The sequence below is a fragment of the Oceaniglobus ichthyenteri genome (assembly GCF_003057885.1).
Taxonomy (GTDB): Bacteria; Pseudomonadota; Alphaproteobacteria; order Rhodobacterales; family Rhodobacteraceae; genus Oceaniglobus; species Oceaniglobus ichthyenteri.
This window is the reverse complement of record NZ_QAGK01000019.1, coordinates 1-13,172: the sequence shown is the minus strand read 5'-3', so window position 1 is coordinate 13,172 and position 13,172 is coordinate 1. Positions and strand designations below refer to the sequence as shown.

Here is a 13,172-nt window from a genome sequence, read left to right as displayed (position 1 = left end):
TGGAAAAGGCAGGACCAAAACGATGAAAAAGATTATTATGACGGGCACACTGGCCGCGCTCTTGACCTTTGGAGGGCTCTCAGTACCCGCACTAGCCGGACCCGTGGATGTCGTCGTCGAAAGCGCCTGGTCCCGCGCCTCCATAGGGATGAACCGCCCCGGGGCCGTCTACATGACGATCCGCAACACTGGCGACGAGCCGGTGACGCTGATTGGTCTTTCAACACCCCTCGCGATGATGCCCGAGATCCACGAGACGAAGACCAATGCCGAAGGTGTGAGTTCCATGAGCGCGGCAGGTGAGATCGCGATCGCCCCGGGCGAGAGCGTCGCGCTTGAGCCGGGCGGCCTCCACGCGATGTTGATGCGGCTACAACAACCCATGACGGAAGGGGAAACCTTTCCGCTGACCCTACTTTTTGTCGACGGGGGCGAGGTGACAGTCGAGGTGCCGATCCTTGGCATCGCCGCACGCGGACCGGAAGACTAATGCGACGAAGGACGATCGCAGGATACGGCGCGGCCGGTGCCGGTGCAATTGCCTTGACGCTCTTCGTCGGTTGGTGGCGGGTCGACGGACCCGGTGCGCCCGAACCTATTGAGCAGCGGCCTATGGCTCTGACCGAGATGGATTTCCGCCTGACTGACCATGAAGGCAACGAGGTCGGGCCGGAAACCCTGATCGGGCGACCGACGATGGCGTTCTTCGGTTTCACTTACTGCCCCGATGTCTGCCCGACCACGCTCTCGGACATTTCAGGTTGGCTCGACGATTTAGGAGACGAAGCCAAACAGCTGAACGTGGTTTTCATCACGGTCGATCCCGAGCGCGATACCGTCGAGGCGATGGCAGAATATGTCAGTTATTTCCACCCAGCGATCCGCGGCTGGACGGGACCGGAGGGGCAGATTGCGCGCATCGCGGACGGCTTCCGCGCTGCCTACGAGCGGGTGCCCACGGAAGGCGGCGACTACACGATGAACCACACGGCCAGCGTCTTCCTGTTCGGTGCCGCTGGACGGTTCGTCACCATGATTGACTATCATGAACCGAGGGAATTCGCGGTACCGAAGATCCGCCGCGCGTTGGAAGAAGAAACGGAGGGAGCGACATGAGGCTCAGAACTTTTGCGGCAGGTGTCGCGCTTGCGGGGACCGTTTCGGGGGCGGCTATCGCATTCTTCGATGTTCTGTCGAAAGAACCCGTGCCGCCAGAACTTGCCCAGGCAGGTAGCTGGATGCCCCAGCGTCCTGAAGCTCCCCGGAGCCTGGATATTCCGTTGTCGCTGCCAGCTACGGCGTGGGCGGAAGATACACCCCGCCTCGGCCCCTTGCCCCTGCTGCAGGCCGCTGTTGTTGACAGGCCGATGCAGGCGATCGAACCGCCCCTGTTGACTTGGTCTCGCGACATATCTTCTGGTGAAACGCTCGACTCCTTGCTTTCCGAAGCCGGTCTTGCGGGAGCCGACCGGGCGGAAGTCGCCCTTGCGCTTGGCGCGGAATACGATCTGCGACGGTTGCGGCCGGGGAATTCGGTCACTGTTGTTTCGACTATGGATGGCAGCCCCCGCACCGTCTCGCTCGCCGTCGAGGACGGGGTGCGGATCGAGGTGCTTTTTGGCGAGCAGGTGTCCACGCAGGTCGTGGCGCCGGATCCGGAGATCGTAACCCTTGCTGGGGAGGCCGTGATCGACACCTCGATCTTCGCGGCACTCGACAATGCCGGCATCCCCGCCCGATTTGCCGTGGACCTTGCGCAAATGCTGGGTGGAACCGTGGATTTCCGCCGTGAGATGGCTGGAGGCGAGACACTAAGGCTTCTCTGGCGCGAGACGCGCGTCGGCGATGACAAGATCGGACAGCCGGACCTCGCCTTCGCCGCACTGGAAATCGGCGATTCGCTTTACGAGATCGTTTGGCCGGACGACGGCAGCGGTCAGGCGACGATCTACGTCGATGGCGAGGTGCTTCGCGTCTTTGCACAGCCGGTCGAGGGCGCGCGCCTCAGCTCGGTGTTCGGGCGCCGCACACATCCGGTCTACGGAAACGTCCGGATGCACACCGGCGTCGATTTTGCCGCGGCAAGCGGGACGCCGGTACGGACGACGGCACCGGGCCGGGTCAGCTTCATCGGCTGGCGAGGCGGCTATGGACGCGTGGTCGAAATCTCCCACGGCTCCGAGACCATGACGCGCTACGCGCATCTCAGCGCCGTGCCGGAGGGCCTATCACAGGGCCAACGCGTGGCGGCGGGAGATGTGATCGGCCGCGTTGGCGCAACCGGCACAGCGACAGGTCCCAACCTGCACTACGAAGTCCTCGTAGATGGGCGTCCGACTGACCCTCTCTCTGACGACCGGCTCGCAGAAGCCGCAGAGAAAGAGGTGGATGATACCGCCGCGCTGTTGCGTCTGACCGAGGCGCGCGCGCTTCTGACTGAAAACCTTGACAGCGAAATTGCCCAGACGACAACCGAAAGGCTCTGACCCATGAAACGCATGACCCAAGCTCTGACCATCGCGCTCGCCCTGTTCCCGGCGGCCCAGGCCCTCGCAGAGGCAACAGCGATAGACGTCCGCAAGACCAACGGATGCGGCTGCTGCCTGTCCTGGATGAACCATCTCGAGGAAAACGGATTCGCGCCGACGGGCGAGAACATGTTTGGCGGGTCGCTGGTTCGTTTCAAGCTCGACAACGGCGTGCCGCAGCGCATGGTCTCCTGCCATACCGCGCTCATAGAGGGCTACGTGATTGAAGGCCATGTCCCGGCCGCTGATATCCGCCGCCTTCTTGAGGAACGCCCGGACGCCGTCGGCCTCGCCGTTCCGGGAATGCCCTATGGCTCGCCCGGCATGGGGCCGGAAGAAAACCGTGAAGCTTATGATGTCTTCCTCATCCGCGAGGACGGGTCGACCGAAGTCTTTTCAAGCTACGCCGAAGGATAATCTGGCCCGCTTATGGAAAACCTGTCTCCGATAATGCTCGGCTTTCTCGGAAGCCTTGCCGCCGGATCGCTCACGGCAGTCGGAGCAATTCCCGTGCTGTTCGGGCGCATCCCGTCGCGGGCGACGCGCGATCTGTCGCTCGGCTTCGCTGCCGGCGTCATGCTCTCAGCCTCGTTCTTTTCTCTGATCATCCCGGCATTGGATGCGGCGGAGCCGATGTTCGAAAACGGCGCGATGCCTGCGGCCATCGTTTGCGTCTCGATCCTTTTGGGCATGGGGGCCGTTGCATTGATGAATGAAAGGCTGCCGCACGAGCATTTCAGAACGGGACGCGAAGGGCCCGAAGCGGCGTCCTTACGGCGGGTCTGGCTGTTCATCATCGCGATCACGATCCACAACTTCCCCGAAGGCCTCGCGGTCGGAGTTGGCTTCGGTTCCGGAGGTATGGAGGGCGGTCTGCCACTCGCTATCGGCATCGGGCTTCAGAATGCGCCTGAAGGGCTGGCCGTCGCGGTATCCCTGTTGGGCGAAGGATATCCGAAGCTGCGCGCATGGGGCATCGCCGCGCTAACGGGCATGGTCGAGCCGATTGGCGGTTTGCTCGGGGCGGGCATCATCACACTGTCGGAACCGCTGCTGCCATGGGGCTTGGCCTTTGCCGCAGGCGCCATGCTCTATGTCATCAGCCACGAAATCATCCCCGAAACCCATCGCAGCGGCCATCAGAACAAGGCAACGCTCGGCTTGGCCGTCGGGCTCGTTTTGATGCTTTTTCTCGATGTTTGGTTGGGGTGACGCAATGCCAGTGCATAAACTATCTCCGGTGATCGGTATTTTTGCGGCGCTTACCGCTTTCGTAATCGATCAGATCACAAAAGCCATTGTTGTGGCGAATGCGGCCTCCTTAAGCACTGGAATCGCCGTGTTTCCAGGTTTTAACCTTGTCTTTTATCGCAATGATGGCGTCACTTTCGGACTACTTGGCGGCGCACCATGGTGGAGCCTCATAGCTCTCGCTCTTGCCATCTGCGGCTGGCTGGGGGTTATGCTGTTTCGCGCCGAAAATGCGGTTGAAACGCTCGCTTACGGAGCGATCATCGGTGGGGCCTTGGGCAATGTCTTTGATCGTGTGCGGTATCGGGCTGTAACGGACTTCCTGGATTTCTACATCAACTCAACGCATTGGCCTGCCTTCAACATGGCCGATGTGTTTGTCGTCAGTGGCGTGGGGCTCTTGCTCGCCGCACCCTGGATCAGTGCGCGGCGTCCGATCAAGTCGTGAAGCCGGTAATTCTGAACTGCTTCGCTCTGCGCAAACGTCTGCTCTCGCGGATGACGCTTGGTTTCGCCGCCGGGGCGCTGACCGTTCTAACCTTCCCGCCTTTCTCGATTCTCCTGCTTGTTCCCGTTGCCTATTCTGCGTTGTTTGTCGGTCTTCGCGACCTCTCCTTCGGGCGTGCTTTTCTCGTCGGCTGGGCGTTTGGTCTCGGCCAGTTCGGTTTCGGGATTTCGTGGATCGCGGAAAGTTTCTACGTCGAGGCCGAGCGTTTCGGGGCGCTGGCGATCCCGGCCGTCGCGGGATTGTCCGCAGGTCTCGCGATTTTCCCGGCCATTGCCGCCGTGCTCTTCGTCGAAATCGCGCGGCGCGGAGCCATGGGCAGTCTCCTGGCCTGCCTCCTGTTCGCGACCTCATGGACCGCGGCCGAGTGGTTGCGCGGTCACGTTCTGACAGGTTTTCCGTGGAACCTCGCCGGCTACGCTCTTGTTGATTACGCCGCCCTTCGCCAGCCCGCCGCCTGGGTGGGAAGTTATGGGCTAAGCTTTCTCACCGTGTTCGTAGCGGCACTCCCCGGCGCGGCTCTCATGGCGGTCGGGCGACAACGATTGATCATCTCGCTCATGCCGCTGGCCGGCATCGTAACGATGTGGGCCATCGGCACGCTTCGCCTCCAGTCGGATGCACCACAGCCACCGGATGTCGACCTGCGCATCGTTCAGGGCAACGTACCCCAAGAGGAGAAATGGGCGCCCGAGAACCGCGAGGCGACCTTCGCGCGCTATATCGAGCTTTCAACCCAGCCCGGCGATTTCGACGTTCTTCTCTGGCCGGAAACTGCCTTTCCCGGTTTCCTCGATGAGGATGCCCAGGCGCGATCCCGTATCGCGGCTGCGCTTCCGGACGGCAGCGTGCTGCTCACCGGAGTGCCGGACCGTGTACCGAGTGAGGATGGCACCCGATATTTCAACACCGTCCAGGCTTTTGACGATAACAGTGAGATCCTGACCGGATACGCGAAACACCATCTCGTGCCCTTTGGCGAATACACTCCATTCCGCGGCTGGTTGCCGATCGAGCGGCTGACAGCGGGGCTGGGCGATTTTACGCCTGGACCGGGCCTGCGAACGCTTGCGCTTCCGGGTGTGCCGCTGGTCGCCGTGGCGATCTGCTATGAGATCATCTTCCCAGGCCATGTGGTCGACGACCTGTTCCGACCCGACTGGATTTTTAACGCGACAAACGATGCCTGGTTTGGAACCAGCATCGGACCCGAGCAGCATCTGGCTTCCGCACGTATGCGCGCCGTAGAGGAAGGCCTTCCTGTCATCCGAGCCGCGAATACGGGCATCTCTGCCGTCATCGACGCGAACGGAGAGATCGTTGCGCGGCTCGATACCGGGGAAAGGGGCATAGTCGACGCTGATCTTCCCTCTGCGCGGCCGCCTACGCCATATGCGCTTTTTGGGGACTGGATGTTGCTGGCGCTCATCTTGGCTTCGTGGAGCTGGGCTCTGGCGGCCAATGCGACGGCTAACTACCGCCGCATGAGAAAGACCGTCATGCATAGATGTGGATAGGCGTTCCGTCCTTCACCATTGCATAGATGTCCTCGATCTGCCGATCTGTGACCGCGATGCAGCCAGCTGTCCAGTCGCGGATGTCCGTCGGGTCGATGCCGGGGCGTGGACCACCATGGATGAAGATGTCGCCGCCGGGGGAAAGGCCCTGCGCTTCGGCAAAGGCGATGTCGGCCTCATTCGGATAAGAGATGCCAACTGAAAGATGATACGTACTTTCAGGGTTGCGCTTATCGACTATGTAGGTGCCCTCCGGGGTCCGACCGTCTCCCTCGAATTGCTTGTGACCCTGAGGAGCGAAGCCCAGCCCGATCGGATAGGTTTGCAGCACGCGATCGGATCCGTCGAGAACAAGCAAACGCTGTCCCTTGTAGAGCCGAAGTCGCGTCACTTCGGGTCCGTCATAGCTGCGGAACTTGCCGGCACAGCCCGACAAAAAGGCCGCTAAGCCACCCAACAGGACGGCGCGGCGGGGAAATCGAATGGTTTTCACTGCTCGATGCCTCTTTCGTGAGGTCTGATATGGAAATAATGTTACCTTGCAAATGCCGCGTGATCAATGTCCGTGGGCAAGCGCGGCCTTTGCGATCTGTGGCCCAACCTGCTCGCCACCGGACGGCGGTGCCTTGGCCTCTTGGCTGTTGAGCAGGCGCAGGGCGTTCGCCACCACCAGCAATGACACACCCACGTCGGCTGCAATAGCGCCCCACATCGATGCCATTCCGAACGCGGTAGCGACAACGAAAACTCCCTTGGTCGCCAAGGAAATACCGATGTTCTGATGGATAATCGACATTGTCCGGCGCGAATGACCGATCAGCCAAGGCACCTTGCCGAGGTCGTCGGTCATAAGGGCAATGTCCGCCGTCTCGATTGCCGCGTCAGAACCAACCGCACCCATCGCGATGGCATAATGCGCGCGCGCCATTGCGGGTGCATCGTTCACCCCGTCGCCGATCATGGCAACCATGTCGTGAGTTTTGACCAGGTCTTCGATGGCTGTCACCTTGTCTTCGGGCAGAAGCTCAGCGCGCACCTCGTCGATACCGACCTCGGCGGCAACGGCGCGCGCTGTTCGCTCGTTGTCACCGGTCAGCATGACGATGGTCTTCACGCCCTGCGCGTGAAGTTGCGCCACGATGCCCTTGGCATCAGGGCGGATGCGATCGCGCAGTTCAAGAATGCCCGTCACACCGGATTCATCGCCGACAGCGACAAGGGTGCTGCCGGCGCCTTCGATCCGCTCCCGCAGATCCTTCGGAATGGCGTCGCCGAAACCCTTCTCCTCGGCAAACCGGTCCGACCCCAGCCAGATCGACCGTCCGTCAGTGCGTCCTTCAAGTCCCCTGCCGGGAATGGTGCGGGTATCCTCTGCGGCGGACACCTTGACGCCGTCGGCCTCCGCCCGCGCGAGAATGGCACGCGCCAAAGGGTGCGACGAACGTGCCTCCAGTCCTGCGGCGAGGGTCATCAGATCTTGCGCTGAAGCCCCGCCCAGCGGGTGCACCGCCGCCACTTCCGGCTGGCCCATGGTGATTGTGCCGGTCTTGTCCATGGCCAGCGCCGTCGTCCTGCCCGGCGCCTCTACATAGGCACCGCCCTTGATGAGGACGCCCGCCCGCGCCGAAGCGGTGAGCGCTGCGACGATGGAGACAGGGGTCGAGATGACCAGAGCACATGGGCAAGCGATCACCAGCAGCACGAGGGCATTGTAGAACCAGTAATCCCAGGCTCCGCCGAAGATAAGCGGCGGCAGTAGCGCAATTGCGACGGCGAGAGCCATGACGATAGGCGTGTAGATGCGGGCGAACTTTGCCACCCACTGTTCCACGGGCGCGCGGCGGGCATGAGCGTCGCCGACCATGCGGATGATCTTGGCCAAGACGGTATCCGAGGCGGCCTTCGTGGCGCGCACCGTTAGTGTACCTTCGCCGTTGATCGTGCCCGCATAGACCTCGTCTCCGGTCTCTTTGGGTATCAAAGCACTTTCGCCGGTGATCGGCGCCTGGTCGACCGCGCCCGCGCCACCCGTCACCAGGCCGTCGAGCGGGATACGGTCGCCACCGCGTACAATAAAGCTTGAGCCTACGGCGACTTGCGCCGCCGGCATGTCGGTCTCGCTTCCGTCATCGCGGATCACGCGCGCGGTGGGTGGCGCAAGATCCAGGAGCGCCGACACCGCGTTCCGCGCGCGCCCAACGCTCCAGCTTTCGAGAAAGAGGGACAGCGAAAAGAAAAAAGCCACTGTCGCTGCCTCGAAGAATTCACCGAGCCCGATGGCTCCGGCGACTGCGACAACCATCAGCAGGTTCATGTCGGGCGACAGCCGACGTGCGGACGACCATGCCTTCGGTGCCACAAGCCAAACGCCGAATAGGATAGCAACTGCAAAAAGCCCTGCCTCGGCCAGCGGCATCGGCGCTTCGCCGTGCCCCGCGAAGAGGCCGAGCGCCCCGCCCATACCTGTCTCGACGATGTGCCAGAGAAAACCCGCCGCCCAGAAGCCGCCGCTGAGAGCCGTAAACAGCCGCTGTCGTGCAAGATGGGCCGCTTGGTCGACCGACGCGTTCTCGGCATTCCACGGCTTCGCGGTCATGCCGGTGCTCGCGACAAGTTCCGCAACTTCGTCGTCCGATACACTCTTTGCGCTGTCGAGAATGGTCATCCTCCCGTTGATCACATCGAACGCGAGATGCTCGGCCCCGCCGATCTGCGGGCCGATTACCTTATTCAAGATCGCGACCTCCTCGGCGCAATCGAGGCCGGACACCTGAAAACTGCGCCCGCCGGTTGGGGCGGGCGTCGTCGGTGCGATGTCGCCGCACGTTCCGGCGCTACCACAGCAACTGCCGCCGCTTGCCTGGGCATCTTCGGCGTGATCGTGATCGTGGCGGTGGGTGTCGGACGGCATGAACGGACCTCTGGATTCGGGTGCTTTGTCATGACATAGCCCCTACAGTAGCTAGAGCTTCAAGAGAAAAGTTCGGTGGTATTTCCGTTTGTTTTCTTGCTAGACGGTCCGACGACAGCCTCAATCACGGCGTGAGGCATAAAGAGCCGATACTAAGAAAAACAGAAAGGAAAGGAAACTCGATGCAGGTTTTGATGCTGAAGCAAAAAATGATGGTTGCGGTGGCGCTTTTGCTCACGACAGGATGCGCCATCCAGCCGACAGGGCCGAACGACACGGCAGACCAGACGGGCAACGTTCCCGAAGCTGTGGTTGCGATGGCTGCTCCGGATCAGGATGTTGCAACCGCGCGCCTCGTGCCGGAAGACGGCTGCTATTGGTACGAACATAGCGGGCCGGTCGAAACGACGCTGCTGCCGTTGCGCACGGCGAACGGTAATCCGATCTGCGTGGCACGCGAAGCTTGAGGACGCGCCACACGTTGGATCAACGCGCCTCAGACCTACGCACCACACTCAACTTCGCGCGGTGACACTGTCCTCCGCCGAGTACAAATGTGCCGTCGATTCGATCTCAACGTTGGGATAAAGTTCGTTAATGTGAGCCATGACCATCCGCACGCAACCCGAACTGGCTCGACCGCCGATACTTCTCGGATAGGGCGTGCCGTGTATTCGAAGATAAGTGTCGCGGTCTCCGACGTACAGATAGATGGCTCGTGATCCCAAAGCGTTTTCGGGGCCGGGTTCCATCCCGTCGGCCCATCGTGCGTTTTCCGGATCCCGCTCGATCATGTTCTGGGTCGGTGTCCAATGCGGCCACCTCACCTTGCGTTTGATCGTGTAGACCCCAGGCTCATATAGGTTGCCCCGGGCAATGGCCACACCGTAGCGCATTGCGGTCCCGCTCTCCTCGATATGATAGAGATACCGCGCGACCGCATCGACATGGATGTCTCCTGGCACGAGTCCGGGTTTCGCGACCACGCGCTGGGGCAAAAAGCGCGGGTGTAGGCCCCAAGGGTTTGACGTGGCCGGATCGAATCCGGGCGGCGTGACTTGCGCGTCCCATTCAGCCTTCTGTGCCTCGGCGGGCCAGGTATCGGCCAACAGGGGGCTGGAAACAGACGCGGAGAATAGCGCCGTTGTTGTTTGAATGAAGTGTCGTCTTGTCAGCATGTCTTACCCTTTCGGTTCCCACCAGAATCTATGGCAAGAACGGTATCTGTTCACTTTGATTAGATAGGACTTCTAGTGGCTAGAGGTTCAAGGACATATTTTCGTGAAAACACACGATCCTTGTGATCCGCAATTTACCATCCGCTACTACGAAAAGATCGGCGCGCCGCCCAGCCTGACCCGGCCTGTTCCCGAGACCACGGTTGCTGCAGAGTCAGATCCTGTCGAAGCTGGCTATGGAGGAAGGCCATATCGCCCGCTTCGCCTGAGCAGCGAACGGCAGTGTGGTGAACTTTGACTTGCACGGTGACGGGGGCAGGCAAAGCAGCAACGACAAACAGGGCCGCGCAGTGTCCAAAATACCGGGCGTCTTGCTCGCCGCCTTCACCAGTCATCATAGATGGTGAAGGCACAACCGCACGGAAGCGCCGGCCACAGCGGCCTTGCGCACTGGCGAGGAGTATCTCCAAATTCGAGCACCTTGATTGCCAAGGTTCCGGCGGGCTTTGCCTCCTCCTACCGGAACTTTGGCCGACTGGCACGCACCCGTCAGGATACCGAGCGATGACGCTCATCTCTTAGGTCGTGGTGCGCCACATCCGGAACCGGCCCTGCCCGGTCACTTCGCAGATCAAACCCCGCGCTTCCATCCAGACGAGGTTGCGCTGGACGGCGGCGCGGCTGGCACCGGTCAGGGTCTCGGCCATTGGGGCGGAGACGAGGGGCCATTCGGCCAGCACGGCGCGCAATGCTGGTGGTGTCTTGCCAGAGAGCGGGGCCATCATGGTTTCCGCCCGAGCTGACCATGCCTGGATATCGTCGAGGTGTCGCATTGCTGTCAGGCATGCTGTTTCCATTCCCTCGAGCCAACGCTCTAAGCGCTCAGCCGATGGGCCACTGGCGCGCAGCCCCCCTGCCCCGCGTGTAGCCAGAGGCGCAAAGATGGCCCCCCCATTCGAACTCGGGCCTTCGCTGGCGGCAATGCGTGCGGCGGTAACCGCCGCTTCCATCCGGTCGCCCTGTTGCCCGAGGCCCGCAAGGCTCCAGAGGTGAAACCCCATGCAGGCGCGTGTGATCGGGTGCAGGTCGGCGGCTTGCGCCATCAGGTCAAGCCAACCGCCCGCGCGATCCGCAAAGGGCTCGGCTTCATCCGCCATGTTTTCGGGGTCACGGCGATCGAGGAAAGCGGACAGGTCCACCCCTGGGCCGGGACCGCCTGTCAGACGCCGCACTGCCCATCCGACACGCGCGAGCGCTGCGGTGTCGTCCTGCACGCCGGACAAGCGCATGGATATCCAGAGCGCCAGCCGATCCGGGCCAATTCGGTCGCCTGCAAACCAGCTGAGGTCTGCCGCCTCCATCAGCGCGAGCCTGTGCCGCCAGCCCTCCGGACCACGGTGCAGACGGTCATCCAGTGCGCCAATCCGGCCAGCCACACGGGCGAGATGGGCGGCATTGCCTGCCTCTGCCTTCCGCCAATCGTCGAGGACTGCGGTTTCACGCAGCTCTGCCCTCGGTCCGGGCGGCAGATATTCCGGCTCCACTTCCATCGGACCGGGCAGGAACCACAGGTCGTCCTCAGACGCCTCTTCGAGCCCCTCCGCATCCACTAGAGGGTCGTCAAAAATATCATACTGCGTGGAAACTTGAGGCTTCATATGTGCAAAATACGGCACTTTTGCATTTTACCCAAGTGTTTTGTCAGAGTGCGCCTGCATACCTTATATAGCACGCGCGCTCGGTGGTCTGCGAGATTTCTCTGATCGCGCTCAGCGTATGGAATCCAAGGGGTTTTTGATGAGCAGCACCACAGAGAGAGCGGTTGCATTCGTTTACAAACGGTCGTTTATTGGCGCTATATGAAACTGCAAAAAGACTGTTTTGATGCCATTGATAGGCTATGCGCGCGTATCCACAGAGGATCAAACCCCCCTGCCCCAGTCGCAGGCCCTGAAATCTGCGGGTTGCGCCGAAATCTATGAAGAGCACGCCTCAGGCGGCAATCGCGCGCGGCCGGTGCTTGGGCGTGTGCTCGAACGCATCCAGAGTGACGATACGCTGGTCGTCGTGAGGATCGACCGGCTTGCGCGGTCTCTGTCGCATCTGCTGGAAGTGATCGAGCGGCTGGAGGCCAGGGGTGCGTTCTTTCGCTCGATCCAGGACCCGATCGACACTGGATCCCCGCAGGGCAAGTTCACGCTGCAGGTCTTGGGCGCTGCGGCCGAGTTCGAGCGCGCCCTGATCCGGGAGCGCACCAAGGCCGGCCTCGCCAGTGCGCGCACAAAGGGCCGCGTGGGCGGAAACCCTGGACTGCGGGCCAAAGACCCTGCCGCTCTTCGCAAGGTGCGGCTAGCGCGACAGGACGGCTACATGGAGCGTCTGAACGAAACGGCACAAGATTGGGTGCCCCATGTGCGCCGGTTGCGCCCCGACTTGGCCTGGGAAGACGTGGTGCGCATCATCAACGGCCCCTTGCCCGAGGCGCGTCGCTGGACCCAAAGCCGTCTCTTGCGCGCCGTGAAGGCCTATGTCCGCGACGGCTTCCTGCCCGAGACAGTTTTGGCCCGCGCCGGCCGCCGCGAAACCGACGACCGCCTGCCCGCCATCGTCGCCGCCATCAAGGGCGCGGATCCCGGCATTACGCTCCAGGCGATCTGTGAACGGCTGGAATCTATGCGCGAACGCACACCACGTGGCCGAACGAGATGGCAGCCGTCGTCAGTCAAGATGCTGTTGGAGCGGGCGGAGAGGCTGGGGCTGCTTGAGTAGCCTAACAACCTTGCAAATCCTCCACTACAGGGAAGGATTACAAGGTTGTGGTCAGTTTCAGGCACAGAAGCCGTCCGCTCATGCAAAGGGGTTGACGATGCGAAGCTGGCCTTCCACCAGCAGGCCATCTTGCATGTCCTCGCTCCACAGCGTGGTACACCCCGCAACCAAAGCGCTGGCCACGATCATCGCGTCGTAGATCGAGAAGCCGTAGCGTTCCGCCAAAGCGCGGCCGACGTCATGGGTCTGCACGGAGAGATCTTCGACGGGACACAAGGCGCGCACGCCTTCGAGAAAGGCCGCTGCTTCCTCCCAACCGAGGCCAGCTTTGCGGCGGCAGTTCACCAGTGACTCGTTTAGAACCTGAACGCTGATCCGGGGCCCCTGCCCCAGGATGACCTCGGCGCGATCGGCCTTTGGGCCATCGTCGAGCAGGTAAAGAACGACATTCGTGTCCGCGAACTCAGCGCTCATGTGCGTCGTCGCGGCTCAGACGTTCTGCTGCGGACAACT

Annotated in this window: 15 protein-coding genes; 10 read left to right on the top strand and 5 right to left on the bottom strand. The window is 61.8% G+C overall.

What is annotated here, in order from left to right; all coding sequences use genetic code 11:
* Positions 1 to 22 precede the first annotated feature (22 nt).
* The 7 genes from C8265_RS18120 to lnt are packed head-to-tail and all read left to right on the top strand — an operon-like array spanning position 23 to position 5,801.
* Entirely contained in the window at positions 23 to 490 is a 468-nt protein-coding gene (locus tag C8265_RS18120) for a copper chaperone PCu(A)C (RefSeq protein ID WP_027238631.1), read from the top strand.
* A complete protein-coding gene (locus C8265_RS18115) occupies positions 490 to 1,116 on the top strand; it encodes an SCO family protein (protein WP_009807978.1) in 627 nt (208 codons plus the stop codon). Before C8265_RS18120 ends, C8265_RS18115 begins: the two co-directional genes overlap by 1 nt.
* Positions 1,113 to 2,486 (top strand): M23 family metallopeptidase, encoded by a 1,374-nt coding sequence (locus C8265_RS18110; RefSeq protein WP_040182544.1) that lies wholly within the window; start codon positions 1,113 to 1,115, stop codon positions 2,484 to 2,486. The genes C8265_RS18115 and C8265_RS18110 overlap by 4 nt, the downstream gene beginning before the upstream one ends.
* A 3-nt stretch (positions 2,487 to 2,489) precedes the next feature.
* Positions 2,490 to 2,945 (top strand): DUF411 domain-containing protein, encoded by a 456-nt coding sequence (locus C8265_RS18105; RefSeq protein ID WP_009807976.1) that lies wholly within the window; start codon positions 2,490 to 2,492, stop codon positions 2,943 to 2,945.
* Positions 2,946 to 2,957: 12 nt separating this feature from the next.
* Positions 2,958 to 3,740, top strand: a complete 783-nt coding sequence (locus C8265_RS18100; protein ID WP_027238629.1) for a ZIP family metal transporter — start codon at positions 2,958 to 2,960, stop codon at positions 3,738 to 3,740.
* A gap of 28 nt (positions 3,741 to 3,768) precedes the next feature.
* Positions 3,769 to 4,227: a signal peptidase II gene (gene lspA, locus C8265_RS18095; RefSeq protein WP_027238628.1), complete on the top strand. Its 459-nt coding sequence runs from the start codon at positions 3,769 to 3,771 to the stop codon at positions 4,225 to 4,227.
* 50 nt (positions 4,228 to 4,277) lie between these two features.
* Positions 4,278 to 5,801: an apolipoprotein N-acyltransferase gene (gene lnt, locus C8265_RS18090; protein ID WP_197540520.1), complete on the top strand. Its 1,524-nt coding sequence runs from the start codon at positions 4,278 to 4,280 to the stop codon at positions 5,799 to 5,801.
* On the opposite strand, the gene C8265_RS18085 is transcribed toward lnt, so the two are convergent.
* A complete protein-coding gene (locus tag C8265_RS18085; protein WP_036783996.1) occupies positions 5,782 to 6,294 on the bottom strand; it encodes a L,D-transpeptidase family protein in 513 nt (170 codons plus the stop codon). The two genes, lnt and C8265_RS18085, sit on opposite strands and share 20 nt — an antisense overlap.
* Positions 6,295 to 6,357: 63 nt before the next feature.
* Complete coding sequence (locus C8265_RS18080; RefSeq protein ID WP_076534275.1) at positions 6,358 to 8,712, bottom strand: heavy metal translocating P-type ATPase; 2,355 nt, start codon at positions 8,710 to 8,712, stop codon at positions 6,358 to 6,360.
* 182 nt (positions 8,713 to 8,894) lie between these two features.
* Here C8265_RS18080 and C8265_RS18075 point away from each other — a divergent pair, with 182 nt between their 5' ends.
* Entirely contained in the window at positions 8,895 to 9,179 is a 285-nt protein-coding gene (locus C8265_RS18075) for a hypothetical protein (protein WP_040182668.1), read from the top strand.
* 48 nt (positions 9,180 to 9,227) lie between these two features.
* Here the strand turns inward: C8265_RS18075 and C8265_RS18070 are convergent, their stop codons facing one another.
* Entirely contained in the window at positions 9,228 to 9,890 is a 663-nt protein-coding gene (locus tag C8265_RS18070; protein WP_027238623.1) for a L,D-transpeptidase, read from the bottom strand.
* Positions 9,891 to 9,993: 103 nt separating this feature from the next.
* Between C8265_RS18070 and C8265_RS19340 the strand changes: the two genes are divergently transcribed.
* Positions 9,994 to 10,188, top strand: a complete 195-nt coding sequence (locus tag C8265_RS19340) for a hypothetical protein (protein ID WP_123618725.1) — start codon at positions 9,994 to 9,996, stop codon at positions 10,186 to 10,188.
* A gap of 280 nt (positions 10,189 to 10,468) precedes the next feature.
* Here C8265_RS19340 and C8265_RS18065 read toward each other — a convergent pair whose 3' ends face one another.
* On the bottom strand, positions 10,469 to 11,548 hold the full coding sequence (locus C8265_RS18065) for a hypothetical protein (protein WP_040182667.1): 1,080 nt from the start codon (positions 11,546 to 11,548) through the stop codon (positions 10,469 to 10,471).
* A gap of 226 nt (positions 11,549 to 11,774) precedes the next feature.
* On the opposite strand from C8265_RS18065, the gene C8265_RS18060 reads away from it, so the two are divergent.
* On the top strand, positions 11,775 to 12,659 hold the full coding sequence (locus C8265_RS18060) for a recombinase family protein (RefSeq protein ID WP_009503864.1): 885 nt from the start codon (positions 11,775 to 11,777) through the stop codon (positions 12,657 to 12,659).
* 78 nt (positions 12,660 to 12,737) lie between these two features.
* On the opposite strand, the gene C8265_RS18055 is transcribed toward C8265_RS18060, so the two are convergent.
* Positions 12,738 to 13,133 carry a PIN domain-containing protein gene (locus C8265_RS18055; RefSeq protein WP_009503865.1) on the bottom strand — a complete coding sequence of 132 codons (396 nt, stop codon included), beginning with the start codon at positions 13,131 to 13,133 and terminating at the stop codon, positions 12,738 to 12,740.
* Positions 13,134 to 13,172 lie beyond the last annotated feature (39 nt).

Bases quoted from the DNA above. Each gene is read 5' to 3' on its own strand.
- C8265_RS18120 (WP_027238631.1), top strand. From the start codon at position 23: ATGAAAAAGATTATTATGACGGGCACACTGGCCGCGCTCTTGACCTTT.
- C8265_RS18115 (WP_009807978.1), top strand. From the start codon at position 490: ATGCGACGAAGGACGATCGCAGGATACGGCGCGGCCGGTGCCGGTGCA.
- C8265_RS18110 (WP_040182544.1), top strand. From the start codon at position 1,113: ATGAGGCTCAGAACTTTTGCGGCAGGTGTCGCGCTTGCGGGGACCGTT.
- C8265_RS18105 (WP_009807976.1), top strand. From the start codon at position 2,490: ATGAAACGCATGACCCAAGCTCTGACCATCGCGCTCGCCCTGTTCCCG.
- C8265_RS18100 (WP_027238629.1), top strand. From the start codon at position 2,958: ATGGAAAACCTGTCTCCGATAATGCTCGGCTTTCTCGGAAGCCTTGCC.
- lnt (WP_197540520.1), top strand. From the start codon at position 4,278: ATGACGCTTGGTTTCGCCGCCGGGGCGCTGACCGTTCTAACCTTCCCG.
- C8265_RS18080 (WP_076534275.1), bottom strand. From the start codon at position 8,712: ATGCCGTCCGACACCCACCGCCACGATCACGATCACGCCGAAGATGCC.
- C8265_RS18075 (WP_040182668.1), top strand. From the start codon at position 8,895: ATGCAGGTTTTGATGCTGAAGCAAAAAATGATGGTTGCGGTGGCGCTT.
- C8265_RS18070 (WP_027238623.1), bottom strand. From the start codon at position 9,890: ATGCTGACAAGACGACACTTCATTCAAACAACAACGGCGCTATTCTCC.
- C8265_RS18065 (WP_040182667.1), bottom strand. From the start codon at position 11,548: ATGAAGCCTCAAGTTTCCACGCAGTATGATATTTTTGACGACCCTCTA.
- C8265_RS18060 (WP_009503864.1), top strand. From the start codon at position 11,775: ATGCCATTGATAGGCTATGCGCGCGTATCCACAGAGGATCAAACCCCC.
- C8265_RS18055 (WP_009503865.1), bottom strand. From the start codon at position 13,133: ATGAGCGCTGAGTTCGCGGACACGAATGTCGTTCTTTACCTGCTCGAC.